The following is a 25,420-nucleotide window of genomic DNA, read 5'->3' as shown; positions in this document are numbered from 1 at the left end:
GCCCTGACCCGAGCTTGAAGGAGCGGGACAGGCGCCGAGCGGCTACCGATCCGGGCGCAGCACCTGGCGGAGGCCGACCAGGCTGCCGGCCACCACCAGCGCCGAGCCGACGGTGAACGGCCAGGGCGGCAGGGACGTCGGCTCCCGGGCGGTGAAGTCGGCGCACGGGTGCGAGGCCAGGTAGTGCACCCGGGCCGGGCCGCCGAGGTGGATGTCGCGGGGCGGCGGGTCGGAGCCGGAGTCGACCTCGGTGACGCAGGTCAGGCCGGACCGGGTGGTCAGCCGCACGTCGTAGACGCGGCGGCCCGGCGCGTCGGTGGTGATCCCGACGACCTCGGCGTCGACCGTGGCGCCGCGGAAGTCGTCGATCGCCTGCCAGCCGGTCAGCACGAAGGCCAAGCTGAAACCGAGGACCATCATGCCCAGTACGGCGATCTTCAGCTGCGATCCGAACGTAAACACCCGACCGTCCACTCTGCGTGCCGCCCCGATGCGGCGAGTGTGGCACAGCTCGTCAGCCGACGATCAGCGAGACGCCTTCGTAGGGACCCAGCGAGAGGGCGCAGCCGTGGTCGTCGCCGACCGTGCCGATGGGCTCGTCGGTGAGCATGTCGGCGACGTCCGCGCCGGCCGGCAGGTCGGGGCAGGTGAGGCGGTCGGTGACGGGCCGGCCGGAGAAGTTGAGCACGGTGGCGTGCAGGCGGCCGGTGTCCAGCCGGTGGATCATGGCGAGGACGGCCGGGTCGCCGGTGGCCGGGACCGCGAGCTGCTCGGCGGTGGCGATCCGGTAGTGGGTGCGTGCGCGCAGGATGCCGGCGAGCCGGGAGACGAACGAGTCCGGGTCGTCGAGCTGGCCCGGGAGCGAGCCGTAGAGGCTGACGCCGCGCGGGATCCGGGACGGGGACGCGTCCGCGCGGGGCTGGTAGTCCAGCAGGTCGTAGGCGCCGCGGTGCAGCCAGCGGGTGTCACCGGAGGACAGCAGGCCGGCCGCCTGGTCCCGGGTCAGGGTGAGCATCCCGCACAGGTCCCAGCCGGAGATCGCGAAGACGCCCGGCTGCAGGGCGTTGAACATGGCCAGCAGTAGGTGCACCCGCCGGATCGTCGCGATCTGCCCGGCGGTCAGGTCGCCGAGGTCGCGGTGCCCGAGCGCCGCGGCGATGAGCGTGACGGTCGTGCAGGCGATGCCGTTCGTGGTGAAGATGCTGTTGTACGGGGCGGCGTCCCCGGTGAGCCGCTCGATCAGCTCGGCGCGGACGGTGACCGCGAGGTCCCGGCCGGGCACCCGCCGGCCGCGGAACGCGAACGGCTCGTCGCGGTGCGGGCCGGCGAAGTGCACCAGCTCGTAGGTCATCTCGTCGTGGTTCTGCAGGGCGTGGACCAGCCGGCCGGGTTGCAGGCCGAGCCCCAGGGCCAGGTTCAGGGTGAGCCGCAGGAACTCGGCGTCGCCGGTGGCCAGGGCGTGCACGTAGGCCGGCCGGTTGACGAAGTCGTACGAAAAGTCGGGCCCTCGCTCCGAGGTCTGTTTGATGTCGTCGATGGCGAGGTTGAGCTCCTGGAAGGTGAATCCGCCGACCTTGCGGACCATGCTGGCGATCATCTGATTGATCGCCTCGGACAGCGGGTGTCCCTCGGACCAGGCCGGGACGCCGGGCCGGGCGCTGCGCTCCACCGCGAGGAACCCGTTGGCGTCCAGGCGCAGTGCGGCCGCGCCGAGGTGGCCGAGCGAGTGCAGGGCGTCGCCGATCACCAGGCGCATCCCGGCGAACGTCGGATCCAGCCAGTTGATCGTGGGCTGGCCGTCCTTGAAATAGTGCAGGTAGACCCAGCGGCGGCGGACGCCGTCGACGCCGGTGACCGGTGCGGTGGCGCTCCAGTTGGTGTCCTTGACGCCGTCCTGCTGGAAGATCACCCGCTGCATCCGGCCGACGATGTAGCCGGCCTCGTGCAGCCGGCTCTCGGTCTCCGGGCCGAGGTTGACCGAGTCGCGGCCGGGCGGGACCGGCGGCAGCAGGTGCCAGTCCTCGGCCGGGATCTCCACCATGTGGTAGATGCCGGGGTAGTCGCCGACCCGCATCTCGGCCAGCCGGAAGTCCGGGCCCTTGCCGGTGTGACCGGGCACGATGTCGTCGATGACCACGCCGCCGTGCGCGGCGGCCACCTCGCACATCCGGCGGAACTCCGGTTCGGTGCCGAAGCCCTCGTCGATCTCGGTGCTGATCCGGTCGAAGTGGCCGTCGACGCTCGGCGTCGACTCGCGCCCGAAGATGCCGCCGGCGCGTTTCAGCGGTCCGGTGTGCACGCCGGTGATCCCGATCGCGGCGAACGCCCGCCACAGCTCCTCGTCGCCGAGGGTGCCGAGGAAGCTGCAGCCGGGCTTGGTGATCATCGAGGGCGGATAGGCGGTGAACCACACCGAGGCGGGGCCGGCCGCGGATGGGTTCGGGGTGCCGAACGGGGTCTGCCACACGGCCGGGACGCCGGAGAAGGCGCCGGCGATCCGCTCGGCGTTGGCCAGCATCGACCGGTCCTTGAGCCAGGCGACGTACTCGGTGTCGTCGCCGGCCGGCACCGCGGCGCTCACCGCCGGCCGAGCAGCGGCAGGCGGTAGTGCCGGTTCAGGCGGACCACGTCGGCGCGGCTGAGCGGATCGTCGTCCAGGGCGCTGATCCTCGGCGCCTCCAGCACCAGCGCCCTGGTGAACGGGACCACCAGCCGGCCGTCGTGCAACGCGGCGTCGTGCAGCGGCACGAGACGCTTGCCGAAGCCGAACCGGGAGGTCCGGACGCCGGCCCAGGCCGGGTGTCCGACGCCGTCGTCCCACACCTGGGCGACCGTGCCGATCATGTCGCCGTCGGGGCCGTGGACCTGACGGCCGTAGAGCTGGTGCACCTGCTCCAATGTGATCATCGGGGGGTCTCTTCCGTTCGGTGACGTCTTCACCGGTACCCACCGGATTCGCCGGTATGCGGAATGTCACCGGCCCCGCCTGCCACCGATAATTTTGATCATGGGGACTGGCGCGCCACCCGCCTGACCTGTGATGGTTGTGCCATGATCGTGAACCGCCGTGACCATCCAGGGTGGTGACACGTGTTGCACACTGCTCTGATCCCCGGATCCGACCTCGAGTTGGTGACCGCGCTGACCGCCGAGCTGCGCCGCTCGGCGGGCGACTACGACGAGGTGCTGCTGGTCGTCAGCGACCGCACCCGGGCACTGCTCGCCGACGCCACGCACGACCTGAGCGGGGTGCTGCGCTGGGATGACCCGGCGGCGTTCTACCAGCGGCTCGGGTTCGCCTACGAGTGCTTCCGCCGCTACCTGGCCGAGCAGGCCGGGCGGCGACGCCGGGTGCACGTAGTCGCCGAACCGGACCTGTCCGACGACGACGGGCCGGCGCCCGGACGGACCGGTGCCTACCTGGCGTACGAGTCGGTCTGCAACGACACCTACGCGCCGTACGGGTCCGCGGTGACCTGTGTCTGGGACAGCCGCCGGCATGCGGCCGACGTCCTCGACGGGGTCCGGGCCACGCACCGCTACCTGCTCACCGAGCCGGGCCGGCAACCCAGCCCCCGGTTCCTGGCCGCCGACGATTTCCTGAGCCTGCGCCGGCAGACCTTGATGCCCGCGCCGCCCCCGCACGTCGACCACGACCGGACCGTCACCGAGGTCGCCGAACTCCGGGAGCTGCGCGCGGCCCTGAGCGCCTGGGCGGCCCGGCACGACTTCGCCGCCGATCCGGCCGACGACCTGCTGGTGGCCGTGACCGAGGTGGTCAGCAACGGGCTGCGCCACGCCGGCACCCCGGTCCGGGTCCGCGCCTGGCACCACGGCAGCACGCTGATCGCTCAGTGCGACGACACCGCCGGCCTGCCGATCCCGGTCGCGGCGGGCTACCACCGGCCCGGTGCGGAGGGCGCCCAGCCCGGCGGGCGTGGCCTGTGGCTGGCCCGGCAGCTCGCCGACGCGGTCCTGGTCGACGCGCTGCCCGGCCGCACCTCGATCCGGCTGCACTTCCCGCACCTGGTGATGCACCGATGAGCGGGCATGCCGGTCCCGCGGCGGACGCGTCGGTCGCCGGGCTGTTCCTGCTGCTGGTCGAGGACGATCTCGGCGACGCCGTACTGGTGCGGGAGTATCTCGTCGACGGCGACCTGGACGCCCGCCTGGACCACGTGGGCACCCTGACCGAGGCGATGGCCGTCGGGTACGAGCCGGACTGCGTCCTGCTGGACCTGCACCTGCCCGACGGTCAGGGACTGGACGCGTTGCGCCGGGTGCTGCGGCGCTGGCAGCACGCCGCGGTGCTGGTCCTGACCGGGCTCAACGACGCCGCGACCGGCTCCGCGGCGGTCGCCGCCGGCGCCCAGGACTACCTGGTCAAGGACCAGGTCGACGCGGCGGTGCTGGCGCGCACCATCCGTTACGCGGTGCAGCGCAAACGGGTCCAGACCGCGGAACGCACGCTGCGCGACAGCCGGCTGCAGGCGGAGGAGAACACCCGTCTGCAGCGTGGCCTGCTTCCCAAACCGCTGCTGAACGGCACGGCGGTGACCGTGGCCAGCCGCTACCTGCCCGGTCAGCAACGCTCACTGCTCGGCGGCGACTTCTACGACGTGGTCCAGACCCCCGACGGCATGGTCCACGCGCTGATCGGCGACGTCTGCGGCAACGGCCCGGACGAGGCGGCGATGGGCGTCGGCCTGCGCTACGGCTGGCGCACGCTCACCCTGGCCGGGCTGCGCAAGGTCGACCGGATGCGGCTGCTGGAGCAGGTGCTGGTCGCCGAACGGCCGCACGACGGCATGTTCGCCACCGTCTGCACCGTCGGCGTCAACCCGGCCACCGGCGAGGTCATCGTGCTCAGCGCCGGGCACCCGGCCCCGCTGATCGTCACGCCGGGCCACGTCTATCCGGCTCCGGTCCGCTACGGCCCCGGTCTCGGCATGGCGCCCGGCCGGGCGCGCTGGCAGGAGTCGACGATCACCGTGCCGGCCGGCGCGGGCCTGCTGCTCTACACCGACGGGGTGATCGAGAGCTTCTGCGCCGACGGCACCCGCCTCGGCGAGGACCGTTTCATCGACCTCGCCGCCGGCCTGACCACGATCGAGGACCCCGATCAGTACGTCGACGCGCTGCTGGCCCGGATCCAGAACGCCGACGCCGGCCGGCACACCGACGACACCGCCGTGCTCTACCTGCGCTGCCCGGCCTGAGCGGCCGGGGCCGGCCCGGGGCCGGGCAGCGGGCGGACCGGCAGGTCGGCGGCCGGCAGGGTGAACGTGACGACGGTGCCGGCGCCGCTCGCGGCGTCGGCCGCGATGATCGTGCCGCCGTGGCGTTCCACGATGCGTTTGCAGATGGCCAGGCCCAGGCCGGTTCCGGCGTAGCCGGCGTCGCGGTGGGCGCGGTGGAAGTTGTCGAAGACGGTGGCGTGCTGGCCGGCCGGGATACCGATGCCGTTGTCGGTGATCGTGACCCGGACCTGGGCCCCGTCGTACGCGCCGGTCACGGTGATGTCCGGGACGACGCCCGCGGCGGTGTACTTGACGGCGTTGCCGATCAGGTTGTCGAGCAGCTGCCGGATCAGCGCCGGGTCGGCGTGCACCAGCGGGAGCTCGCCGATGTGCAGGCGCGGCACCGGGGTGCCGGTAGTCTCCGCCTGGTCGATCCGGGCCACCGCGATGTCGGTGACGACCGTGGTCAGGTCGACGGCGGTGAGCTGCAGGGCGTTGTCCCGGGCGGTGGCGTAGGCGAGCAGGTCGTTGATCAGGTTGCGCATCCGGGCGCCGGCCCGCTGGATCCGGGCGATGCCGTCGCCGGGCCGGCCCGCGTCCGGGCCGAGCAGGTCGGCGACGTTCTCGGCCCAGCCCTCGACGGTGGTCAGCGGGTTCGACAGGTCGTGCGCGACGACCCCGGCGAAGGCGGCGAGTTCGTCGCGGTGCCGCCGGTCGGCGGTGACGTCGGAGAACACGCTGACCGCGTACTGCCGGCCGGCGACGCTGATCGGGAGCGGCGTCGCGCGTACCGAAAGAATCCGCCCTTCCGGGGTGGCCGGGTTGCGCATCAGGATGTCCATCGCGTGCGGGTCGCCGGTCGCCAGGGTGCGCTGGTAGGGCAGGTCACCGGGCGCGATCGGGGTGCCGTCGAGGTGGCACAGCCCGTAGTGGTCGTTGCCGGCCATCCGCCCGTCGGCGCTGCGGACGCCGCCGAGCAGCTGCGCGCTGGCCGGGTTGCGCAGCAGGAAGTTGCCGTCGGCGTCGAGCACGGCCAGGCCCTCGCCCATCGCGTCGATCACGGTGGCGAACATCCGCGCCTGGTCGGCGGCGGCCTTCTGCAGGGCGGCGCGCTCGTCGCGGCCGAGCGCGACGGCCAGGCCGACGACCGCGACGACGGCGACGAACACCTGGGAGACCAGCGCCCGGGTGGCGTGCGAGGCGATCTCGGCGAACTGGCCGCTGCCGTGCAGCGTGAACACCACGGTGAGGCTGCCGAAGAACAGGTCGTGCAGGATGACGAAGGTGGTGCTCAGCCGGGTCGCCGCCCAGACCGTGATGGTGACCAGCACGAACGCCAGCGGCAGGCCGTGCCGCAGGCCGAAGACCCCGAGGTAGGCGGCCGCGGACACGGTCAGCAGCAGAGCTGCTTCGATCCAGGTGCTTTTCGGTACGGCCCGAGCCGCCGCGAGCAGCCGTTGCCGGCGCTGCCCGGGCGTCCGGTCGAGCGACCGGACGACGGCGCCGATCCGCAGCCCGGCGATGCCGATCAGCAGCATGCTGGCCGAGTTGCGGGCCAGCCACACCGCGGCGGCCGGGCCGGAATAGTGGCCGGTGACCAGCCAGACCCCGGTCGGGCCGACCAGCGCCCCGCAACACGTGCTGATCATGGCGATCGCGATCAGGCGCCACAGCTGGTGCGGCCGGCTGACCGGCTCGGTGCCGCCGCTGCCCCACAGGCCGGGCAGCCAGCGCCCGTACAGGTAGGCGAAGGTGCCGGCCTGCAGGACGTTGGCGACCAGGAAGAAGGCGGCCAGCACGGCGCTGGCGCCGGTGAGCATGTTGACCACGACGGTGACGCCGGCCAGGGCCGCGACGTCGACCATCCGCCAGCGCGACGAGCGCTGGCAGATGAACCAGAGCGCGCCGACGCCGGCGGCCGGCCAGACCAGGCTCAGGTTGGTGCCGTCCATGATCGTCAGCCGGCCGGACCAGGTGGCGAGGACGTACAGCGTCGTGAAGACCGCGGTGCGCAGCAACGATTGCCGCAACGTCACGCTGCTCCCCCTGCGGTTCGGTCGACCGGTTCAGCCTTACCTTCGACCACCCGGGTCCAGCGCTGAGCCGTAGGTGTCTCGCTGCTTCCGGCCTGGCTTGGTCGATCATTGACGGGTGACGGGCACCGAGAGCTACACGCTGGCCGGGTTCGTGGCCGGGTTCCGCTGGACGCCGGCCGGACCGGAGTGGGCCGGCGGCCTGCCTCCCGTGGTGCCGACGGTCAGTGACTGCCTCGCCGACTTCCTCCCGGCCGGTCCGGATGTCGAGCCGTGGCAACAGCCCCTGTTCGAGCCGTGGCACCGAACCGTCCAGCAGGCCGCCACCGCCGTCCGGCACGCGCCTGCCGCCGCCCGCACCGCGCACGTGCTGAGCATGAGCGTGGCGGCGCCGGAGGCCACCGACCTGGCGGCCATGATCGAGGAGTGGATCGGCGACCTTCCGCATCCGATCCGGGTGAACCTCGCGCGACCGGCGGCCGCCCCACCGGGCACGATCCTCGGATTCGAGGTGGTCGGCTTCGACACCGGCCGCTTCCACAGCTGGCTCTGCTACCGGCTGGACACCCAGGCACGGGACAGGCTCGGGATCCGGCCGGGGAACGCCGGCCTGCTGACCGGCCTGGACGACGCACGACGAGTCGCCGGCCTGGCCAACCGCAACCACGGCACCCACGACAGCACCCCGGAGGACATCACCTGGTTCCCCGCCCTCCTCGCCGAACACCTCCCGACCGGCGATGCGATGATCAACTTTTGATCCGGGAGGGGCTGCGGTGCGGCAACGACTCAATCTGATCCTGCTCGGCGTACGCGACGTGGCCGCGTCGGTCGCGTTCTACCAGGCGCTGGGCTGGCGGCGGGCCGCGGCGGGCTCGGACGAGTTCGCCCTGTTCGAGCTGGGCGGGGTCGCGGTGGCCTTCCAGTCGCGGGAGGCGTTCGCGGCGGACGCCGGCCTGCCGGACCGGGGGCCGGGCGGGTTCGCCGGGTTCGCGCTGGCCTACGTGGCCCGCAGCGCCGACGAGGTCTACCAGGTGATGGCGAAGGCGGCCGAGCTGGGCGCCACCGTCACCCGCCCGGCCGGGCCGAACGCGTGGGGGCACAGCGGCTACTTCACCGACGCCGACGGGCACCTGTTCGAGGTGCTCTACGAGGACGGGTGGATCTTCGACGAGAACGACGACCTGGTGCTGTGACGCACCCGGAGCCGCCCGGGTGATGAACACCCGGGCGGCGCACTCGGCTCAGCGGTGCAGGTGGGCCTTGCGGATCTCGGTGCGCAGGGCCGGCGCCCCGTCGACCGGGGCCGGGTCCTCCGGGGTGGGCGCGATGCCACCGGCGGCGACCCGGTCCAGCGTGGTCAGGCCGCGCGCGGTGACCGTACCGAAAATGGTGTAGTTGGGACGCAGCGCGCTGTCGCCGAACACCAGGAAGAATTGACTGCCGTTGGTGTCCGGGCCGGCGTTGGCCATGGCCAGCACGCCGCGGGCGTAAAGGCGGCGCACGCCGGTCGGGTCGGTCGGCGCCGGCGGCAGGTCGGTGGGCAGCTCGTCGCGGTAACGGTAGCCCGGACCGCCCTCACCGGTGCCGCTCGGGTCGCCGCACTGCAGCACCTTCAGCGTGGGGTAGGCGGTCAGCCGGTGGCAGATCGTCCGGTCGTAGAACCGGTGTCTGGCCAGGTGCACGAAGCTCTGCACGGTGCACGGCGCGGCGGCCCGGTCGAGCACCAGCGAGATCGGCCCCAGGTTGGTGTGCAGCACCACCGGGACGGTGCCCTTGTCGGGCGTGTGCCGCGGGCCGCGCGGCAGCGGAACCGGGCGGGCCGCGGGCTCGTCGGGCGTCGGCGTGTACTGGCACGGGCCGGTGGTCGGGCCGGGCTCTGTCCGGCCGTGGGCCGAGGCGGGCACGGCGACGGCGACCAGCGCCGTCACCGCCGTTGCGACAACCGCCAGGGCTCGAGGAAACTGGACCACACTGTCCTCCATAGATCGACTATGGCCAATCTATCATCGGTTATTTCGCCGCAAAACGGATTCGGTCCGGTACCGCTGGGTAACTGAGCCGCTCATGCGGATTCATGCGGCGGGGGCGCTGCTCGACGGGGACCTGACCATTCCACCGGCCGCCACCGGCATGGTGCTGTTCACCCAGAACCGGCCACGGGACCGGGCCATCGCCGAGGCGCTCCGCGAGCGGGGCCTGGCGACGCTGCTGATCGAGCCGCTGACCGCCGAGGAACGGGCCGACGAGGCGCTCCGCTTCGACATGGACCTGCTCGCCGACCGCCTGATCGGCACCCTGCGGTGGCTGCGCACGCAGCCGGTCACGGCACCCTTGCCGATCGGCATCTTCGGTACGGGCGCCGGCGCCGGTGCCGCGCTGGTGGCCGCCGCCGCCCGGCCCGGCGAGGTGCAGACGGTCGTCACCCGCGGTGGGCGAGCCGACCTGGCCGGCGGCGCGCTGGCCCGCGTGCAGGCGCCCACCCTGCTGATCGCCGGTGAGCGCGACCCGCGGCTGCGCGCCCTCAACGAGGAGGCCCGCCGGACCATGCAGGCCCCCGCCGACCTGTGCGTGATCCCGGACGCGGACCGCTACTTCACCGGGACGCGAGCGCTGGAGCAGGTCATCATCCAGGCCGCCGACTGGTTCAGCCTGCACCTGGCCGCACCGGCGCCCGAGCACGCGATGCCGACGGTCGACTCGGCGCTCCCGGTGAAACACACCCGGGTCCTGGACGTGCTGACCGCACCGCTCCGCTCCGGCCGCCACGACCCGGACAACGCCTGACCCGGCCGGATCGAGCCGGACAACGCCTGACCCGGCCGGATCGAGCCGGTTTAAACAGATAGTTGAAAACAGATCGTTTATTCGGCATGCTGGCGGCATGCCCGATCTCTTCACCCGGCCCGACTCCGGGGCGCAGCGCGCCGACCGCACCTACCGAGCCCTGACGCACCTCGTCGAGCGGCATGCCGGCACCGCCGCGCGCCGAGCCCGGCAGGTTCATCCCGACATGCCGGCCCCGCACGAGGTGGTTCGCCTCGTGGCGGGCCTGGCCGGCGGTTCCATCGGTCCGGAGGCGGACGAGCCGGCCATCGACCACGACGACCTCGTCGCCGCACTGACCCTCGTGCCGAGCATGCGAGCCGACCTCGACGCGACCGAGCTCCTCCTGCTCACGATCGCCAGGCGAAGTGGCATGACCTGGCAGGACATCGCCTTCAGCCTCGGTCTCAACACACCCCAGGCCGCCCGGCAGAGGTATGAACGCCTGGACGCCCGCTCCGAGGCCCGGCCGCCTGCCGGCGGCTGATCCTCCGGACGCGGTCATCGATCAGCGGCTCGCGCTCCGGTGCATGCGCTGCCACAGGCCGGTTCGGTGACTCGTGGCCTGTGGCGCGCCTCGGAGCAGGAAGGACCCCCGGCCGGCGGCGTCCCGGTCGGCGCGCAGGAACAGCGCCGGCCATCTGCCGGGTCGCGTCGAAGCCCGGCAAGGCGGCAGTCGACGGGCCGGTGTGAGATCAAGATCATCTCGTGTTGCGTGCCTGCTGACGATCTGTAGTATCCCCGTGTTTTGGCTGGTAGCGGGGAGGAAGAGCACATGCGCACGCGGTGGAAGATGTCGGCTGGCGTCCTGATTGCGGCGGCCCTGGTGATGCCGGCGGCACCAGCGGTGGCTCGCACCGAACCGGCCGGGCTCGACGCGGAATGCCAGACGGTCGAGCGCAAGGTCTACACGGACATCCGCCAGCTCGTCACCATCGATCTGGACACGGCCACCGACACCGAGGTGCGGGTTCTGGCCAACCAGATCCTCTTCCGGGCCAAGGCCGAATCGTTGCCGGTTCTGCCCGACACCGTGCAGGAGCGGCTGCGTGGCACGGCGGAGGACCTCCGCGCCTTCCTCCAGACGGGCCTGCAGAACGCCTGGTGGACGAGCCTGCGGATCGCGGTACTCCGCACGTTGAGGGACACCGGTGCCAACGTGCAGGCGACCGCGCAGAAGGTGCTCGACACCGAGGCCCTCGATGCGTATCTGGCCTACCTCAACGACGGCCTGTACGCCGCGCGTGCGCTCGACTGCGCCGCCAAGCCCACGTCGACAGCGAGCGCCACGGCCAGCGCCACGACGACCGTTTCCGCGAGCCCGACGTCCTCCACCAGCCCGGTCGCCGCGGCCGGCGGCGAGGATGACGAGCAGCTGCCGGTGACCGGCGCCGCCACCGGGGCCGTCGCCGGCATCGGCGGCACGCTGCTGCTCCTCGGCGGTGCCGGTTACCTGCTCGGACGCCGCCGCCGGTCGCGCTTCGTGGCATAGCTGACGCCTCGCGCCCGGCTCGACGCCGCGTCGAGCCGCGCGCGTTCAGCTGGTTCCCGGCTCCGCCGATAGGGCTGTCATGCGGTTACGCCTCGCGCCGCTGTGCGCCGCGCTGACGGCAGTTCTGCTGCTCGCGGCCTGCGATCCCGATAAGCCAGAGAAGCCGGCCGACATCTCCCCGTCGGTCAGCGTCGAGCCCAGCCCGCTGCCCTCGGAAATCCTCGAAGCCTGCGGACTGCCGCCGGGCAGCACCGTCATGCCGACCTCCTGTCCCGGCCTATTAGGCCCCGACAACATCGGCGTGCCGAGTTAGGCCACATGAGCACGAGGGCGAGTCCGTCGGCGTCGGCGCGATGGTCTTCGCGTATCTGCGCGAACACGCCTGCTCAGCCCTGCGGGAACATTGCGGCGAGCCGGGGCAACCGATTGCGGGCTTCCTCAGGGTCACGGTGGTCCCGCGACACTTCATCCACCTGTTGCAGCGCTTGTGGCTTGTCATCCCCTCTCGCCTCCAGCGCGTCATAGATCGAGGCTTGCTCGCCGAAACGACGGTGATACTCCTCAACCGCCACGAATTCGAGCTCCTCCGAATACGGCCACTCCGCCTCCGCCCAGTCACGCATGTGCCGGCCCACCAGTCGCTGCACCTCGGGCCGGTCGGCCAGATTGTCAGGGTGCTCGGCGACGGAGTCGACAGCGGCACGACCAAGGCCGACCACCCACGCGCGGAAGCCGGTGAAACCGTCGTCGCTGCATCCGCGCATGATGAGAGACGCTGCGTGCCAGGTCAGCCAGTTCGCCACCCGGTGCATCTGTTCGCGAAGATGGTCATGGAAATCGAGCAGGTCGCTGTCGGAAAGGCCGGTCAACTCCTCCGCCAGCCATTCATTCCGCTCATCCGGATCATCAGAGACGGCGGCGGAACGCTCGACGAGCGACCAGAAGCTGTCGAGATCCATACGGGCAGTATGGCGGGCGACGGCGATCTTCGTGTCGCCCTCCGTAGTCATCCGACCCGGGCAGGCGGCCTGCCGTTTGGCCTTCAGCGCTTCCTGCGTACGCAAGAAGTGTTTGTCATGGGGATGGGTCGTCGAGGTCGGCGGCCTTGAGGCGGGCGGTCAGCTGCTCCAAGGCGGACAGCTCGGCGCGCAGGGCTCGGCGGCCGTCGCGGGTGAGTTTGACCCAGGTGCGGGGGCGGTTGTTCTCGTAGCCCTTGGTGAGGGTGACCAGGCCGGCGTCGACCAGGACCTGGACGTGGCGGTTGAGGTTGCCGTCGGTGAGCTGCAGCTCGGCGCGCAGGGTGGCGAAGGCGCACTCCGGGATCTCGGCCAGCATGACCAGCACGCCGAGCCGGACCCGCTGGTGGGTGACGTCGTCGAGGCCGACCGCGGGGTGCGGCGCGCTCTCGCTCACTTCTGCCGCACAGCGCGGTAGACGGCAGTGAGCACCAGCGGCGCCGTCATGATCAGCAGGGCGGGCGCGGGACGGTCCATGCCCCCTAGTGTCAGTTGCCCGCCGAGCGCCGGACCGGACCCGCCGCCGAGCACCCAGGACTGCCAGCCGGTCAGCCCGCCGACCAGGCCGGTGGCGCAGAACTGCCAGGCCAGGGCCGCCATCCACAGGCCGGAGAGCGTGATGCCGGCGCTGCGCTCGATGATGCCGAGGGCGATGACGGCGGCGGCGACGCCGAGCAGCGGGGTGAGCAGGCCCTGCCACCACGAGGTTGCGGCGCCCGCCCAGCCCGGCCCGTGCTGGCCGGACGGGGCCGCGAAGAGCGCCAGCAGGCAGAGCAGGCCGGTGGCGCCGGCGGCGACCGGGATGCGCCACGGCACCCGGACGCCGGCGCGGCGCTCGCGGTGGCGGTACCACTGCCCGACCAGGCCGAAGGCGAGCGGCGCGGCGATCAACCAGAACAGGTACGACCCCAGGCTGGTGCGCTGCTGCTCCGGCAGCCCCGCCCAGTACGGGAACTCGATCGTGCCGCCGCCGGCCTCGGCGATCGACGAGAACGGGCTGCGGTAGAGCGCGATGCTCAGCAGCGGCAACGCGGCCAGCACGAGCGCCGGCAGCCAGGCCCCGCCGTGCGCGAGGGCGCGGCTGCGGGCTTTGAGCCTGCCCATCTCGGCGAGCACGTCGGCGGCGTCAGCACTCATGATTCTCCTCTGCGATCCAGCGAACTCTGGATTACAGAGTAAACACTCCGGCACGGGTGTCAATGCTGTGGTCTCAGTTACCGGCGGGAACGATCTCCGGCGGCGCGGCGTTGGTAGACCGCATGACAAGCACCTTCTCGGCCCAGCCCCGCCTCTCGATTCTGGATCTCGCGCCGATCGCGCCCGGCGGCACCGTCGCGCAGGCCTTCGAGAACTCCGTCGCCCTGGCGCAGGCCGCCGAGAAGTACGGCTACGAGCGGGTCTGGTACGCCGAGCACCACAACATGGCCCGGATCGCGTCGAGCGCGACCAGCCTGCTGATCGGTCACATCGCCGGCAAGACCTCGACGATCCGGCTCGGCGCGGGCGGCATCATGTTGCCCAACCACGCGCCGCTGACCATCGCCGAGCAGTTCGGCACCCTGGCCTCGCTCCACCCCGGCCGCATCGACCTGGGCCTGGGCCGCGCGCCGGGCAGCGACCAGGTGACGATGCGGGCGATGCGCCGCGACCCGATGTCCGCCGAGAGCTTCCCGCAGGACGTGCTGGAGCTGCAGGGCTACCTGGGCGACGAGTCCCGGGTGGCGGGTGTCCGGGCGACGCCCGGCGCCGGCACCCACGTGCCGCTGTACATTCTCGGCTCATCGATGTTCGGCGCCCGGCTCGCCGCCGCCTACGGCCTGCCGTACGCGTTCGCCTCGCACTTCTCCCCCGGCCTGCTGCACCAGGCGGTCGCCGCCTACCGCGCCGAGTTCCGGCCGTCGGCGCAGCTCGCCGAGCCCTACGTGATCGCCGGGGTGAACGTGGTCGCCGCCGCCTCGGCCGAGTCGGCGCGCCGGCAGTTCGAGACCACCCGCCGCACCCTGGTCCGGGGCCTGATCACCCGCTCCACCGGCCCGGCCGTCGACTACACCGATGAGGAGATCGACGAGTTCCTGACCACGCCGAACGGTCGCCAGCTCGCTTCGATGCTGACGTACGCCGCGGTCGGCACCCCGGACGAGGTGCGCGAGTACCTCACCGGGTTCGCCGAGGAGGCGCAGGCCGACGAGCTGATCGTGGCGCACCAGTCGACGCTGATCGAGGACCGGGTCGAGTCGGTGCGGCTCACCGCCGGCGCGGTGCTCGGCGCGAGCGTCTGATCACGGGCGCTTGCCCATCGCGGCCGACCGTCTGATCACGGGCGCTTGAAGATCGCGGCCAGCGCCGCGTCGGAGGCGCGCAGCGCGTCCCGGTCGTAGGTGCTGCCCGCGGTGACCAGCTCAGCCGCCCCGGTCCGGTCGAACAGCTCGGCGAGCCGCTGCTCGACGCGGGCCGGGCTGCCGGTGATCGCCGCCGCGACGGTCTGCTCGACATGCTGCCGCTGCCGCGCGGTCCGGGCGGCGGTCCGGGCCACGGCCACCGGCTCCAGGGGCGGGAACTCGCCGGTGGTGCGGCTCCGCGCCATCGCCCACGCCTCCGGCAGCAGCAGTTCGGCGGCTTCCGCGTCGGTGTCGGCGACCAGCACGTCCAGGCTGATCGCCACCCACGGCTCGGGCTGCCGCACCGACGGCCGGAAGGCACGTCGGTAGTCGGCCAGCGCCCGCTCACCGCCGGCCCGCAGCAGCGGACCGCCGACGATCACCGGCAGACCCAGCTCGGCCGCGATCGAGAGGCCGGCGCCGGTGGCCAGGACGTAGAGCGGGACCGGGGCGGCCGGCTCCGGGTGCACGGTGATCTCGGCCGTACCGGAAAGGAAGTCCCGCAGCTCGGTGAGGTCGGCGGCGAAGTCGCCGTCGGTCTGCCGCAACGCCCGGCGGACCGGCGCGGTGAACCCGGACGAGCGTCCCAGTCCCAGGTCGACCCGGCCCGGCGCGAACGCGGAGAGCGTGGCGAACTGCTCGGCGACGACGAGCGGCTGGTGGTGCGGCAGCATCACCCCGGCCGAACCGAGCCGGATCCTCGTGGTGGCGCCGGCGACGGCGGTCAGCAGGACGGCCGGGGCGGCGCCGGCGATCCCCGGGACGCCGTGGTGCTCGGCGACCCAGAACCGGTGATAGCCGAGCCGCTCGGCGTCGGCGGCGCGCGCGACGGTGCCGTGCAGCGCGGCGGCGTCCGGCTCACCCACCCGGGTGCGCGACCGGTCCAGCAGGGAGAGCCGCACCTCAGCGTTGATCACACCGGGGTCCAGCGTTCGCTGCGAAGGACCTTGTTCCCGTACGCGACGCGCGCGTGGCGATCAGCACAGGAACCCGCCGCCGGCGCCGCCTGTCACTTCTTCTCGGACGGCCAGATCGCGACGGCCACGAGGATGGCCGCCCAGATGCCCAGTGGCACGACCGGCCAGTATCGCTGCGGCTCCCCGTCGCGGACGCTGTGCACGGCCCAGACGGCATTCATGATCACCGCGCCGCCCAGCCAGTAGCGCCACTCGGCCAGCCACTCGGCCCGCTCCCGGCGGCGCCGCTCCGCCCGCGCCTGCTCGACCGGCACCGGCAGGTCCGCGGCCAGCGACGCCAGCTCGCCCACCGTGGTGGCCGCGGCCGCCACCGCGGTGCGCCGGTCGAACTCGGCCAGGTCGATCCGTCCCTCGCCGAGGGCGGCCGCCAGGCGGGCGGCGGTTGCCGCCCGGTCGGCGTCGGCGGCTCGCGTGTCGTTCTGGTTCATCACATCCCCTCCCGTTAGAATACGACCGTATCTCAAAGGAGTCCGATGCCGAAAGTCGTGGACCGTGACGCGCAGCGCCGCACCATCGGCGCCGCACTGCTCGCCCTGGTGGCCGAGGCCGGCCTGGACCAGGTCAGCGTCCGGACGGTCGCCGCGCGGGCCGGCCGCTCACCGGGCGCCGTGCAGAAGTACTTCCGGACCAAGGAGGAGATGTTGCGGCTGGCCCTGGACCTGGCCGGGGAGCGGACCGAGCAGCGCATGCGGGCGGTCGACCGGTCGGGCCCGCCGCACCAGGTGCTGCGCCGCCTGATCGACGCGACCCTCCCGCTGGACGCCGAGCGCCGGGCGGAGGCGCTGGTCTGGACCGCCTTCGCCACGTTCGCCGCGCATCACCCGCCGTTCGCCGAGGCGCTGCGCGAGATCGACCAGGCGATCACCGCCGATCTGGCGCGCTGGCTCGACGCCGGCCGGGCCGACGGCACCCTGCTCGTGCACGGCGACCCGCAGCGGGTCGCGGACGCCATCGTGGCGCTCTCCGACGGCATCGCCGCCCGGTTGCTCTACCACCCGGAGGCGGCCGACAGCCTGCTCGCCGCCCTCGACACGACGCTGGCCGCGCTGCTCCCCGCGCCCTGACAGCCGCCAGATGATCAACGGCTGTCAGGAACACCTCGCCGGATCGGCACGGCCGACCCGCCCGGCGGCGCACTATCGCTCACCAATCGCGCTGGTGAGCGGCCGTTTCTGCGGAACGTCGCGTTTCAGCGCCAATTCCTGAGCCAGGCGGTCAGAGGCGGAAGCGGTCGGAGACCGTCCGGAGTTGGTGGGACAGATGGCTCAGCTCGACCGCGGCCGCCTCCGTCTGGTTGGCCGCCTCGTGGGTGAGCGTGGTCGTCCCGGTCACCCGGCTGATCGAGCCGGCGACGGCCTGCGCGGAGCGCTGCGCCACCTCGACGTTCGCGACGATCTGGCCGGTGGCGCCGGTCTGCGCCTGCACCGCCGTGGAGATGGCGTGCTGCAGGTCGTCGATCCGGGAGATGACCTGGCCGATCCGCTGGATCGCCTCGAACGCGGTGGTGGTGTCGGCCTGCATGGCGGTGACCTTGGCGGAGATGTCGCCGGTCGCCGACGCGGTCTCCTGGGACAGGTCCTTGACCTCGCCGGCCACCACGGCGAAGCCCTTGCCGTGCTCACCGGCGCGGGCCGCCTCGATGGTGGCGTTGAGGGCCAGCAGGTTGGTCTGCTCGGCGATCGAGGTGATGATGCTGACCACCGCGGACACCTCGTCGCTGGAGCTGCGCAGCCGCTCGATCATGCCGTTGGCGTCGGAGGCCAGCCCGACCGCCTCGCGCGCCACCGTGCCGGCCTCGGCGACCGCGGAGGTGATCTGCTGGATCGACGCGTCGAGGTCGTGGGCGGCGCTGGTGGTCCCGCCGACCCCGGCGGTGACCTGGTCGATCTCCTGGTTGGCCTCGGCCGCCTCGGCCGACGCGGTCCCGGCGCCCTCGGACAGGTGCCGGGAGGTCGCCGACAGCTCCTCGGAGGCGGCCGCGACCGAGGCGGCGTTCCCGTTGATCTCCGACACGGCGGCGCGCAGCGACACGACGATGGTGTTCAGGCTGTCGCCGAGCTGGGACAGCTCGTCCTTGCCGGGCAGCCGGGCGTCCACGGTCAGGTCGTAGTCGGCGACCGCCCGGGCCGCGGCCAGGCAGTTGTTGACCCGGCGGGCGATCCGGCGGGCCAGCAGCATCGCGGCGCCGCCCAGCACGAACGCCGCGAGCAGCCCGGTGACCAGGGCGAGCGTCTTGGCGAACCGGGCCTCCGAGGTGGCGCTGTCGTAGGCCGCCTTGACCCGCGCGTTGATCGCCGTCTGCAGGGCGCCGATCGCCTCGGCGGCTTTCGCGTCGACCGCGTCGTAGTCGCCGCGCGCCGCGAGGGCCGCGGTCCGTTTCGGGTCGGAGGCGACCCGGCTGGCCAGGGTCACGATCCGCTGGCCGGAGGCGATCAGATCGTTGAGCACCGGCAGGACCGCGTCCGCCTGGGGCCGGATCGCCGGCAGGTGACGGATCGCGTCGTCCACCCCGGTACGGACCTGGTGGACGTTCTCGCCGAGCTTGTCGAGCACCTCCTGCCGCTCGGTGGCGTCGTTGGTGACCAGCGCGGCCAGCACGTTGCCGCGGAACAGCACGCGTGCGATGTCCGCCGACTGCGCCGCCTGCAGGGCGACGGCGGCGTTGCGCGCGGTGGACTGCTGGTCGGCGAGGGCGGACGTGCCGATGTAGCCGATCGCGCTCGCGGTCATCACCAGCAGGAAACCAGCAATGGCGAGAGCCGCCACCTGCCGCCGGATCGTGAATGTCACGCTGACCTCCCGCAGCCAGATTAGTAAGCAGAGTTCGTTTTTGCGGTGATTCGCCTCAGTCCGCTCGGCACCCGCCCGAAGAGGGGGGCATGGGGCGACGCATCCTTTCGGCTCTGACCGGTCTGCTGCTCACCGCCGGCCTCGCCGGCTGCGGGTCCGACGCGGGCACCACGACGGTGGACCGCCTGGCCGAGGCGCGGGCCGCTCTGCCGGACGAGATCAAGCAGTCCGGCCGGCTGGTCGGCGGCACCGACCCGACGTTCGAGCCGATGACGTTCAAGCAGGGCGGCACCTACACCGGCCTGGACGTCGAGCTGGTCGAGGCGATCGCGGACCGGCTCGGCCTGCAGGTCGAGTGGCAGACGGTCGGCTTCGGGGACCTGCTGGACCAGGTCGAACAGCACAAGATCGACGTGTCGGTGTCGTCGATGTTCGACCGGGCGGAGCGGCAGAAGAAGGCCGACTTCGTGAACTATCTGAACGCCGGCACGTCGATCGTGGTGGCCAAGGGCACCGGTGACATCGGCGGCATGCCCGGGTTGTGCGGGCGCCGGGTGGCCGTGCAGCCGGACACCGTCTACGTCGACATGGCCACCGCGCAGGCCGCGAAGTGCACCAAGAAGAAGGCGACCGTGGTCCGCAGCGCCACCCCGTCGGTGGCGGTGGCCCGCGGGCGCGCCGACGCGGCCCTCAACGACTTCCCGATCGCCGCCCTCGACGTGCAGCGCGACGCCGGGCTGGAGCTGTCCGGGCCGCAGATCGAGGCCATTCCGTACGGGATCGGCGTCGCCAAGGACCGCGAGGCGCTCACCACCGCCGTGCAGACCGCCCTGTACGCCATGATCGACGACGGCGCCTACGACGCCCTGCTGACCAAGTGGAAGGTCACCGAGGGCGCCCTGCGCACCGGCGCGATCAACGGCGGCGCCTGAGCGTCACCCGGCCGCGGGCACGCGGCGGTGCGCCGCGCCCCGGGTCACGCCGGCGCGGGCACGTGGTGATGCGCGCTGCGACCGGTCACGCCGGCGCGGGCGCGCGGTGATGCGCGGTGCGACCGGTCAGCCGGCGCAGCGAGGTCCGGCCTCGCCGGCGGCGTGCCGGGTCCGGCGTGGTGGCCGGCGGCCACAGCTGGTGGCGGCAGTCCGGCCCGCACCAGCGGGTGCGGTGGCCGCGGCGCTCCAACTCGGCGCGGACGAAGCTCAGCCAGGCCGGCGGCTCGTCCGGGCTGCCCCGGCCGAGCAGGCACGCCGGGAACGCCGGGTCGCCGATCGCCCGGGCCCGCTGGTGGAGGCACAGGTCGGCGAGGATGTCGTCGACCCGATGCGGGCTGGCGGCGATGTGCAGCGCCCACCGGTCGGTGAGCGGGAGCGAGGGCTGCGTCAACATCGGTGGTCACCTCCTGAGGACCTGCTCTCTCCACCAATAAAACGTGGGTCGCCGGCTGTCAACGGCTTGCACTCGGCGGCCGAGAGTGCTAATCCAGAAGGAGCGAAGACTTGAGTCTTCGAGGCTCAACTACCACCCCTGGTGAGGCAGCACCGAAGGAGGAGATGGCCATGCTTCTGCGTACCGACCCGTTCCGCGACCTCGACCGCGTGTTCGAGCAGTTCACCGGCACCAGCAGCCGGCCCGCGGTGATGCACGTCGACGCCGAGCGCGACGGTGACACCTTCTACGTGTACTTCGACCTGCCCGGCGTCGACCCGGACTCGATCGACCTGACCGTGGAGCGCAACGTCCTGCAGGTGCGGGCGGAGCGCCGCCGCCACGGCAAGGAGGACGTCGAGACGGTGATCAGCGAGCGTCCGATGGGGGTGTTCAGCCGCCAGCTGTTCCTCGGCGACACCCTCGACACCGAGAACCTCAAGGCCAGCTACGACAGCGGCGTGCTGACCCTGGAGATCCCGGTCTCCGCCAAGGCCAAGCCCCGCAGGATCGCCATCGGCGCCGGCAACGGCGGCCGCAAGCAGATCAAGGGCTGACCGCGTCGCCGGCCCCGGCCGGCATCCGACCTCGCTCCTGGTCACCTCCGAAGCGGCCCGGCACCCTACCGGGGGCCGGGCCGTGACCGGGCCACCGCCACGACGTCCGACATCCGGGTACGCAGGTAGGCCGTGATGGCGTCGGCGGAGCGGCGCGGCGACGTGGTCAGCGCGTTGTGCGCGGCCTGCGGGATGGTGACCGCGACGCCGCCGGTCATCGTGGCCACCTCCGTGCGCCAGAGCAGCGGCGCGACCGGGTCCAGGGAGCCGCCGAGGACCAGTGGGGGCACCGGGAGGCGGCGCAGGTCGCGTTCGATGGCGTTGCGCACCGAGTGGCCGACGGTGGCCAGGACCCGCCACGGTTTGGCGTCGGCCACGTCGCGGGCCAGCACCGGCGCCTGCCAGGGCTGCTCGACGAACAGGTCCAGGGCCCAGCGGCCGATCAGTGCGCGGCGGGACCGGGCGGCCGGGTCGGTGGTCGGGCCGGCCAGCACGATCGCGGCGGTCAGGTCCGGGCGGTGCACGGCGAGCCGGGCGACCACCTCGGCGCCGAACGAGTGCCCGGCCAGGCAGACCCGGGGCAGGGCGAGCGTGTCGAGCCAGGCGGCCAGGTGCTCGGCGTGCGCGCTCACGTCGTACGCAAAACGCGGTTTTCCGGTCTTTCCGAATCCTGGCAGGTCGGGAACCAGAACCGGGTGCCGGGTGGCGAGGGCGCGGGCGGTCGGCATCAGGTAGCGGTGCGAGACGGCGAGGCCGTGCACCAGCACGATCGGCAGGCCACCGGGTCCGGCGGCGTGCAGGTCATGGGTGGGCAGGCCGCGGACCGTGGTCGTCCGGCTGTGGAACTCTGCTGAGGGCACCAGGGTCCGGTACCCATTCCGGCGCGGCTCAGGCGACCTCGGGACGGCCCGGGGACGGGTCGGTGCCGGCCTCGACCAGGTCGGCGAAGTCGATGCCGGCCTGGTCCAGCAGGTCCCGCACGGCGGCGATGCCGAGGCCGTCGATCACGTTGTCGCCGCGCAGCAGCCGGTAGAAGTGGTCGCCGCCGCGCTGCACCGCCTCGACCCGCCAGCGGCCGTCCGGCGTCTGGAAGGCGCCCTGGACCTGGCCGGACGCGGGTGGCACGGCCGGGCTGGGCCGGCGGCGCGCGGCGCCGGTCCCGCGGTCGGTGCGCAGGCCGCGCCAGGACGGATGCCGCAGCCGGCCGTCCGGGGTCCAGTTGCGGAAGGCGACCTCGCCGACCAGCACCGGCTCCACCCAGGTGACCCGGCGGGTGTGCTCGCGCGGCACGTCCGGCACCGGGGCGGTGCCGCGCCGCAGCGGGCTGAGCCGGTCGTGCAGCTGGCGCAGCATCAGATCGGTGAAGCCGGTGCCGACGTGCCCGGCGAAGCGCAGCCGGTCGTCCTCGTCGAAGACCGCCAGCAGCAGCGAGCCGATCGTGCCGGCCCGCCGGCCCTCGCCCGGCTTCCAGCCGACGACCAGGACTTCCTGGGTACGGATCAGCGGCACTTTCGTCCAGTCGGCCGACCTCTTGCCGGGCCGGTAGGGCGAGCTGAGCCGTTTGGCGACCACGCCTTCCAGGCCACCGGACTCGGCGGCGCGCAGCACCGTGGACCCGTCGACGCCGATGAACTCCGGCGGGGTGCGCACCACGCCGGCGTCCAGGTTGAGCGTGACCAGGCGGCTGCGGCGCTGTTCGTAGGGCAGGTCGACCAGCGGGGCGCCGTCGAGCCAGAGCACGTCGAAGACGTAGTAGACGACCGGCACCGTCTTCACCAGGGTCACGCTGGGCGAGGCGACGTGCATCCGGGCGGCCAGCCGGGCGAACGACGGCCGGTCCCCCGGTTCCAGGGCGACGATCTCGCCGTCCAGGATCGCCCGCCGGCCCGGGAGCAGCCCGGCCAGCTGCTGCACCTCCGGGTAGCTCCCGGTCACGTCGTTGCCGTTGCGCGACAGCAGCCGCACGCTGCCGCGGTCGACGTACGCGATCGCCCGGATCCCGTCGAACTTGTACTCGAACGCCCAGCCGGCCTCGGCGGGCAGCGGCCCGGCGGCGGCCAGCATCGGCGCCACCAGCTCCGGCATGGTCTGCTCGAGGGTCACCGGTGCGGGGTACCCGCCGCAGGTCAGACGATGTCGGCCCGCGCGGAACTACACCGGGGTAGTTCGTGCCGGGACCGCCGGGAACGCCTGCGCCGGCGGCCTCACCCTTCGATGATCGAACGATGGGCAGATCGAAGGTGGCTTCCCGGCTCGACCGGGCGTGGTGCGAGCGCCGGCTGGTACGCCTGCGGCGCCGATGCGATCCGGCGGATCGGCTCGACGGGTATGTCATGCGGCTCGCCGACTCGTGGCTGTTGCTGGCCGTCGTCGATGACAACATCCGGCTCAACGGCTTCGCGGCGGTGCGATCGGCCGACGTCGTCGCCGTCAGACGACGTCCGACCGGCGCCTTCGTCAGCACGGCCCTCGCGGCGCAGGGCACCTGGCCACCCACCGCGCCGCCGGACGTGGACCTGAGCGACCTCCGCAAGCTCCTCGTGTCGGTTGCCGAGCACTTCTCGCTGATCACCCTGCACCTGGAGAAATCGCTCCCGGACATGTGTTTCATCGGCCGTCTCGCCGGTGTCCGCAAGCGCACCGTCGACATCCGGGAGGTGACCCCGCAGGCGACCTGGCATCGTGACCCCACCAGGTGGCCACTACGCAGGATCACCAGGGTCGATTTCGGGGGCGGATACGAGAACGCCCTGTCCAGCGTGGCCGGCGACCCGCCGCGATGCTGACGGACGGTCCCCGCCGAGCGCGAGGGCCCGGCGGGGACGAGAGGCGCTACGAGATCGCGAACGACGGGTGCGGCGGCTGGTTGTACGCGGTGTTCTGCCAGGCGACCGCCTCGCGGTACATCCGGTTCTGCATCAGCGAGGTCCGGGAGATGCTGGTGCTGTCGGTGGTCGAGTAGATCCGCAGCTTGGTGTTGTCGGTGGTCGGCCAGATCACCTCCTCGCGCCAGTCGCCGAGGATGTCGGCCTGCAGCGACGGGGTGGCCTTGGTGCCGTTGTTGGAGTGCACCCCGCTGGCGGTCAGCAACCGGGTGTCGCCGCCGGTGCCGTACTTGTCGATGTGGGTGCCGTCGAGCAGCTCGCGCTGGGCGTCGCCGTCCCACCAGATGACGAAGTTGGCGCTGGACGGCTTGCGGCCGATGTTCTGCCCGGCGGTGTTGAACAGCCCGGAGACGCCGGACGACCACGATTCGGCGCCGGGGCTGCCGGCGTAGATGTCGTCGGAGACGCCGCGGCCGTTGTCACAGCCGCAGGAGGCGTTCGACCAGATGATCGCGCCGGTGCGGGCGTCGGCCATCCACGCGGCCAGCTTGGTGGTGCTCTCGTCGACCTTGAAGACCTCCAGGCCGGCACGGCTCGGGATCAGATCACCGACATGGTACGCGTCACCGTGGCCCTGCCCGTTGGTCCACAGGCCGTAGCCGTTGTCGTCGACGGCCATCGCGCCGTACAGGATCTCGTCCCGGCCGTCACTGTCGACGTCGGCGACGGACAGCTGGTGGTTGCCCTGCCCGGCCCAGGCGGAGCCGTTGGTGGACGAGTTGCTGTCGAACGTCCACTTCCGGGTGAGCGCGCCGTTGCGGTAGTCCCAGGCGACGATCACCGAGCGGGTGTAGTAGCCGCGGGCCATGACGATGCTCGGGTACGACCCGTTCAGGTACGCGGTCCCGGCCAGGAACCGGTCGACCCGGTTGCCGTAGCTGTCACCCCACGACGAGACGGTGCCGCGCGGCACCACGTAGTCGGCGGTGGCCATCGCCTTGCCGGTCTGGCCGTTGAAGACGGTCAGGTACTCCGGCCCGGACAGCACGTACCCCGACGAGTTCCGGTAGTCCGCCGACGAGTTGCCGATCACCGCGCCGGTGCCGTCGGTCGTACCGTCAGCTGTCTTCATGACGACCTCGGCCTTGCCGTCGCCGTCGTAGTCGAAGACCTGGAACTGGGTGTAGTGCGCGCCGGCCCGGATGTTCCTGCCGAGGTTGAGCCGCCACAGCCGGGTGCCGTTGAGCCGGTACGCGTCGATGATCACCGGCCCGGTGTAGCCGGACTGCGAGTTGTCCTTGGCGTTGGACGGGTCCCACTTGAGCACGATCTCGTAGGAGCCGTCGCCGTCCAGGTCGCCGACCGAGGCGTCGTTGGCCGAGTAGGTGTAGGCGACGCCGTCCGGGGTGGTGCCGCCGGCCGGGATCTGGATCGGCACGTCCTGGTAGGCGGCGGCGAGCGCGACGGTCGGGGCGGCCGCCTTGAGCGAGGCGGTCTCGACGCCGCCGACCACGGGTCTGACCGTGTACGACGCCCCGACCGGCGCGCCGGCGTCGGTGAAGTTGGTGCCGTTGCTGATCGGGGTGGCGTTGAGCTTGGTGGCGCCGCGGTAGACGTTGAACGCGACACCGGCCGGGTCGGACCGCAGCAGCCGCCAGGACAGGAAGTTGCCGGTCGGGGTCCGCAGGCTGATCAGCCCGCGGTCCAGGTTGTCGACGCCGGCGACCGGGGAGTCGGCGGCACTGACCGGGGTGGGGACTGCCGTGAGCAGCACGGCCGCCACGGCGAGGAGTTTGCGTCGCATGGGGGATCCCAACGTGGTTGAGGACAGGGACGCACCGCTACTGAAGCGGTTAACCCG

The 25,420-nt window shown here is 72.4% G+C and carries 28 protein-coding genes; 13 read left to right on the top strand and 15 right to left on the bottom strand.

Features of this window, described 5'->3' with window-relative positions; translation table 11 throughout:
• Nucleotides 1–42: 42 nt before the first annotated feature.
• Genes BJY16_RS28570 through BJY16_RS28560 form a run of 3 tightly spaced genes read right to left on the bottom strand, consistent with a single transcriptional unit; the run spans nt 43 to nt 2,907 of the window.
• A complete protein-coding gene (locus tag BJY16_RS28570) occupies nt 43–462 on the bottom strand; it encodes a hypothetical protein (protein ID WP_185042653.1) in 420 nt (139 codons plus the stop codon).
• 52 nt (nt 463–514) lie between these two features.
• Nucleotides 515–2,581 carry a maltose alpha-D-glucosyltransferase gene (gene treS / locus BJY16_RS28565; protein WP_221502044.1) on the bottom strand — a complete coding sequence of 689 codons (2,067 nt, stop codon included), beginning with the start codon at nt 2,579–2,581 and terminating at the stop codon, nt 515–517.
• A complete protein-coding gene (locus tag BJY16_RS28560; RefSeq protein ID WP_185042652.1) occupies nt 2,578–2,907 on the bottom strand; it encodes a PRC-barrel domain-containing protein in 330 nt (109 codons plus the stop codon). Before BJY16_RS28560 ends, treS begins: the two co-directional genes overlap by 4 nt.
• 183 nt (nt 2,908–3,090) lie before the next feature.
• Between BJY16_RS28560 and BJY16_RS28555 the strand changes: the two genes are divergently transcribed.
• Together BJY16_RS28555 and BJY16_RS28550 are read left to right on the top strand one after the other, a co-directional pair.
• Nucleotides 3,091–4,044, top strand: coding sequence for an ATP-binding protein (locus BJY16_RS28555; RefSeq protein WP_185042651.1), 954 nt, complete (start codon nt 3,091–3,093; stop codon nt 4,042–4,044).
• Nucleotides 4,041–5,219, top strand: a complete 1,179-nt coding sequence (locus tag BJY16_RS28550; protein WP_185042650.1) for a PP2C family protein-serine/threonine phosphatase — start codon at nt 4,041–4,043, stop codon at nt 5,217–5,219. The genes BJY16_RS28555 and BJY16_RS28550 overlap by 4 nt, the downstream gene beginning before the upstream one ends.
• Here BJY16_RS28550 and BJY16_RS28545 read toward each other — a convergent pair.
• Nucleotides 5,198–7,276 carry a sensor histidine kinase gene (locus BJY16_RS28545; RefSeq protein WP_185042649.1) on the bottom strand — a complete coding sequence of 693 codons (2,079 nt, stop codon included), beginning with the start codon at nt 7,274–7,276 and terminating at the stop codon, nt 5,198–5,200. The genes BJY16_RS28550 and BJY16_RS28545 overlap by 22 nt on opposite strands.
• A gap of 115 nt (nt 7,277–7,391) precedes the next feature.
• Here BJY16_RS28545 and BJY16_RS28540 point away from each other — a divergent pair, with 115 nt between their 5' ends.
• Together BJY16_RS28540 and BJY16_RS28535 are read left to right on the top strand one after the other, a co-directional pair.
• Complete coding sequence (locus BJY16_RS28540) at nt 7,392–8,033, top strand: hypothetical protein (RefSeq protein ID WP_185042648.1); 642 nt, start codon at nt 7,392–7,394, stop codon at nt 8,031–8,033.
• Nucleotides 8,034–8,049: 16 nt separating this feature from the next.
• Nucleotides 8,050–8,469, top strand: a complete 420-nt coding sequence (locus BJY16_RS28535; protein ID WP_185042647.1) for a VOC family protein — start codon at nt 8,050–8,052, stop codon at nt 8,467–8,469.
• A gap of 48 nt (nt 8,470–8,517) precedes the next feature.
• On the opposite strand, the gene BJY16_RS28530 is transcribed toward BJY16_RS28535, so the two are convergent.
• Nucleotides 8,518–9,258: a peptidylprolyl isomerase gene (locus BJY16_RS28530; protein WP_185042646.1), complete on the bottom strand. Its 741-nt coding sequence runs from the start codon at nt 9,256–9,258 to the stop codon at nt 8,518–8,520.
• An 82-nt stretch (nt 9,259–9,340) separates the two neighbouring features.
• Here BJY16_RS28530 and BJY16_RS28525 point away from each other — a divergent pair, with 82 nt between their 5' ends.
• The 4 genes from BJY16_RS28525 to BJY16_RS28510 all read left to right on the top strand — a co-directional run bounded on the left by BJY16_RS28525 (nt 9,341) and on the right by BJY16_RS28510 (nt 11,904).
• On the top strand, nt 9,341–10,060 hold the full coding sequence (locus BJY16_RS28525; RefSeq protein WP_185042645.1) for a dienelactone hydrolase family protein: 720 nt from the start codon (nt 9,341–9,343) through the stop codon (nt 10,058–10,060).
• Nucleotides 10,061–10,157: 97 nt separating this feature from the next.
• Nucleotides 10,158–10,586 (top strand): DNA-binding protein, encoded by a 429-nt coding sequence (locus BJY16_RS28520; RefSeq protein ID WP_185042644.1) that lies wholly within the window; start codon nt 10,158–10,160, stop codon nt 10,584–10,586.
• 288 nt (nt 10,587–10,874) lie between these two features.
• Nucleotides 10,875–11,591 (top strand): LPXTG cell wall anchor domain-containing protein, encoded by a 717-nt coding sequence (locus BJY16_RS28515; RefSeq protein ID WP_185042643.1) that lies wholly within the window; start codon nt 10,875–10,877, stop codon nt 11,589–11,591.
• A 79-nt stretch (nt 11,592–11,670) separates the two neighbouring features.
• Nucleotides 11,671–11,904, top strand: a complete 234-nt coding sequence (locus tag BJY16_RS28510; RefSeq protein ID WP_185042642.1) for a hypothetical protein — start codon at nt 11,671–11,673, stop codon at nt 11,902–11,904.
• Nucleotides 11,905–11,977: 73 nt separating this feature from the next.
• Here the strand turns inward: BJY16_RS28510 and BJY16_RS28505 are convergent, their stop codons facing one another.
• The 3 genes from BJY16_RS28505 to BJY16_RS28495 form a co-directional block, all read right to left on the bottom strand.
• A complete protein-coding gene (locus BJY16_RS28505; protein WP_185042641.1) occupies nt 11,978–12,550 on the bottom strand; it encodes a DUF4240 domain-containing protein in 573 nt (190 codons plus the stop codon).
• Between the two features lie 115 nt (nt 12,551–12,665).
• Nucleotides 12,666–13,004 (bottom strand): transcriptional regulator, encoded by a 339-nt coding sequence (locus BJY16_RS28500; RefSeq protein ID WP_239177588.1) that lies wholly within the window; start codon nt 13,002–13,004, stop codon nt 12,666–12,668.
• Entirely contained in the window at nt 13,001–13,744 is a 744-nt protein-coding gene (locus BJY16_RS28495; RefSeq protein WP_185042640.1) for a hypothetical protein, read from the bottom strand. The genes BJY16_RS28500 and BJY16_RS28495 overlap by 4 nt, the downstream gene beginning before the upstream one ends.
• A 122-nt stretch (nt 13,745–13,866) precedes the next feature.
• Here BJY16_RS28495 and BJY16_RS28490 point away from each other — a divergent pair, with 122 nt between their 5' ends.
• Nucleotides 13,867–14,886: an LLM class flavin-dependent oxidoreductase gene (locus BJY16_RS28490; RefSeq protein ID WP_185042639.1), complete on the top strand. Its 1,020-nt coding sequence runs from the start codon at nt 13,867–13,869 to the stop codon at nt 14,884–14,886.
• 35 nt (nt 14,887–14,921) lie between these two features.
• Here the strand turns inward: BJY16_RS28490 and BJY16_RS28485 are convergent, their stop codons facing one another.
• Nucleotides 14,922–15,902, bottom strand: a complete 981-nt coding sequence (locus BJY16_RS28485; RefSeq protein ID WP_239177589.1) for an MsnO8 family LLM class oxidoreductase — start codon at nt 15,900–15,902, stop codon at nt 14,922–14,924.
• A gap of 92 nt (nt 15,903–15,994) precedes the next feature.
• Nucleotides 15,995–16,390, bottom strand: coding sequence for a DUF1707 domain-containing protein (locus BJY16_RS28480; RefSeq protein ID WP_185042638.1), 396 nt, complete (start codon nt 16,388–16,390; stop codon nt 15,995–15,997).
• 45 nt (nt 16,391–16,435) lie between these two features.
• Here BJY16_RS28480 and BJY16_RS28475 point away from each other — a divergent pair, with 45 nt between their 5' ends.
• Nucleotides 16,436–17,026: a TetR/AcrR family transcriptional regulator gene (locus BJY16_RS28475; RefSeq protein ID WP_185042637.1), complete on the top strand. Its 591-nt coding sequence runs from the start codon at nt 16,436–16,438 to the stop codon at nt 17,024–17,026.
• A 151-nt stretch (nt 17,027–17,177) separates the two neighbouring features.
• On the opposite strand, the gene BJY16_RS48625 is transcribed toward BJY16_RS28475, so the two are convergent.
• Nucleotides 17,178–18,752 (bottom strand): methyl-accepting chemotaxis protein, encoded by a 1,575-nt coding sequence (locus tag BJY16_RS48625; protein ID WP_185042636.1) that lies wholly within the window; start codon nt 18,750–18,752, stop codon nt 17,178–17,180.
• An 89-nt stretch (nt 18,753–18,841) separates the two neighbouring features.
• On the opposite strand from BJY16_RS48625, the gene BJY16_RS28465 reads away from it, so the two are divergent.
• Nucleotides 18,842–19,684: a transporter substrate-binding domain-containing protein gene (locus tag BJY16_RS28465; RefSeq protein ID WP_185042635.1), complete on the top strand. Its 843-nt coding sequence runs from the start codon at nt 18,842–18,844 to the stop codon at nt 19,682–19,684.
• Nucleotides 19,685–19,769: 85 nt separating this feature from the next.
• Here BJY16_RS28465 and BJY16_RS28460 read toward each other — a convergent pair whose 3' ends face one another.
• Nucleotides 19,770–20,138, bottom strand: coding sequence for a hypothetical protein (locus BJY16_RS28460; RefSeq protein WP_185042634.1), 369 nt, complete (start codon nt 20,136–20,138; stop codon nt 19,770–19,772).
• A gap of 170 nt (nt 20,139–20,308) precedes the next feature.
• Here BJY16_RS28460 and BJY16_RS28455 point away from each other — a divergent pair, with 170 nt between their 5' ends.
• Entirely contained in the window at nt 20,309–20,734 is a 426-nt protein-coding gene (locus BJY16_RS28455; protein ID WP_185042633.1) for an Hsp20/alpha crystallin family protein, read from the top strand.
• A gap of 65 nt (nt 20,735–20,799) precedes the next feature.
• On the opposite strand, the gene BJY16_RS28450 is transcribed toward BJY16_RS28455, so the two are convergent.
• A complete protein-coding gene (locus BJY16_RS28450) occupies nt 20,800–21,594 on the bottom strand; it encodes an alpha/beta fold hydrolase (RefSeq protein ID WP_185042632.1) in 795 nt (264 codons plus the stop codon).
• A gap of 28 nt (nt 21,595–21,622) precedes the next feature.
• Nucleotides 21,623–22,837, bottom strand: a complete 1,215-nt coding sequence (gene ligD / locus BJY16_RS28445) for a non-homologous end-joining DNA ligase (RefSeq protein ID WP_239177590.1) — start codon at nt 22,835–22,837, stop codon at nt 21,623–21,625.
• Between the two features lie 122 nt (nt 22,838–22,959).
• Here ligD and BJY16_RS28440 point away from each other — a divergent pair, with 122 nt between their 5' ends.
• Complete coding sequence (locus BJY16_RS28440) at nt 22,960–23,520, top strand: hypothetical protein (protein WP_185042631.1); 561 nt, start codon at nt 22,960–22,962, stop codon at nt 23,518–23,520.
• A 46-nt stretch (nt 23,521–23,566) separates the two neighbouring features.
• On the opposite strand, the gene BJY16_RS28435 is transcribed toward BJY16_RS28440, so the two are convergent.
• Nucleotides 23,567–25,363, bottom strand: a complete 1,797-nt coding sequence (locus BJY16_RS28435; protein WP_185042630.1) for a rhamnogalacturonan lyase — start codon at nt 25,361–25,363, stop codon at nt 23,567–23,569.
• Nucleotides 25,364–25,420 lie beyond the last annotated feature (57 nt).

Origin of the sequence: Actinoplanes octamycinicus (assembly GCF_014205225.1) — a bacterium.
Taxonomy (GTDB): Bacteria; Actinomycetota; Actinomycetes; order Mycobacteriales; family Micromonosporaceae; genus Actinoplanes; species Actinoplanes octamycinicus.
Note: the sequence above shows the minus strand (reverse complement) of the source record. Positions and strands in the feature narration are given on the sequence as shown.

Excerpts from the sequence above, each read along its gene's own strand:
- BJY16_RS28560 (WP_185042652.1), bottom strand. The coding sequence starts at position 2,907 with ATGATCACATTGGAGCAGGTGCACCAGCTCTACGGCCGTCAGGTCCAC.
- BJY16_RS28550 (WP_185042650.1), top strand. The coding sequence starts at position 4,041 with ATGAGCGGGCATGCCGGTCCCGCGGCGGACGCGTCGGTCGCCGGGCTG.
- BJY16_RS28530 (WP_185042646.1), bottom strand. The coding sequence starts at position 9,258 with ATGGAGGACAGTGTGGTCCAGTTTCCTCGAGCCCTGGCGGTTGTCGCA.
- BJY16_RS28525 (WP_185042645.1), top strand. The coding sequence starts at position 9,341 with ATGCGGATTCATGCGGCGGGGGCGCTGCTCGACGGGGACCTGACCATT.
- BJY16_RS28520 (WP_185042644.1), top strand. The coding sequence starts at position 10,158 with ATGCCCGATCTCTTCACCCGGCCCGACTCCGGGGCGCAGCGCGCCGAC.
- BJY16_RS28515 (WP_185042643.1), top strand. The coding sequence starts at position 10,875 with ATGCGCACGCGGTGGAAGATGTCGGCTGGCGTCCTGATTGCGGCGGCC.
- BJY16_RS28510 (WP_185042642.1), top strand. The coding sequence starts at position 11,671 with ATGCGGTTACGCCTCGCGCCGCTGTGCGCCGCGCTGACGGCAGTTCTG.
- BJY16_RS28505 (WP_185042641.1), bottom strand. The coding sequence starts at position 12,550 with ATGGATCTCGACAGCTTCTGGTCGCTCGTCGAGCGTTCCGCCGCCGTC.
- BJY16_RS28495 (WP_185042640.1), bottom strand. The coding sequence starts at position 13,744 with ATGAGTGCTGACGCCGCCGACGTGCTCGCCGAGATGGGCAGGCTCAAA.
- BJY16_RS28490 (WP_185042639.1), top strand. The coding sequence starts at position 13,867 with ATGACAAGCACCTTCTCGGCCCAGCCCCGCCTCTCGATTCTGGATCTC.
- BJY16_RS28480 (WP_185042638.1), bottom strand. The coding sequence starts at position 16,390 with ATGAACCAGAACGACACGCGAGCCGCCGACGCCGACCGGGCGGCAACC.
- BJY16_RS28475 (WP_185042637.1), top strand. The coding sequence starts at position 16,436 with ATGCCGAAAGTCGTGGACCGTGACGCGCAGCGCCGCACCATCGGCGCC.
- BJY16_RS28465 (WP_185042635.1), top strand. The coding sequence starts at position 18,842 with ATGGGGCGACGCATCCTTTCGGCTCTGACCGGTCTGCTGCTCACCGCC.
- BJY16_RS28460 (WP_185042634.1), bottom strand. The coding sequence starts at position 20,138 with ATGTTGACGCAGCCCTCGCTCCCGCTCACCGACCGGTGGGCGCTGCAC.
- BJY16_RS28455 (WP_185042633.1), top strand. The coding sequence starts at position 20,309 with ATGCTTCTGCGTACCGACCCGTTCCGCGACCTCGACCGCGTGTTCGAG.
- BJY16_RS28440 (WP_185042631.1), top strand. The coding sequence starts at position 22,960 with ATGGGCAGATCGAAGGTGGCTTCCCGGCTCGACCGGGCGTGGTGCGAG.
- BJY16_RS28435 (WP_185042630.1), bottom strand. The coding sequence starts at position 25,363 with ATGCGACGCAAACTCCTCGCCGTGGCGGCCGTGCTGCTCACGGCAGTC.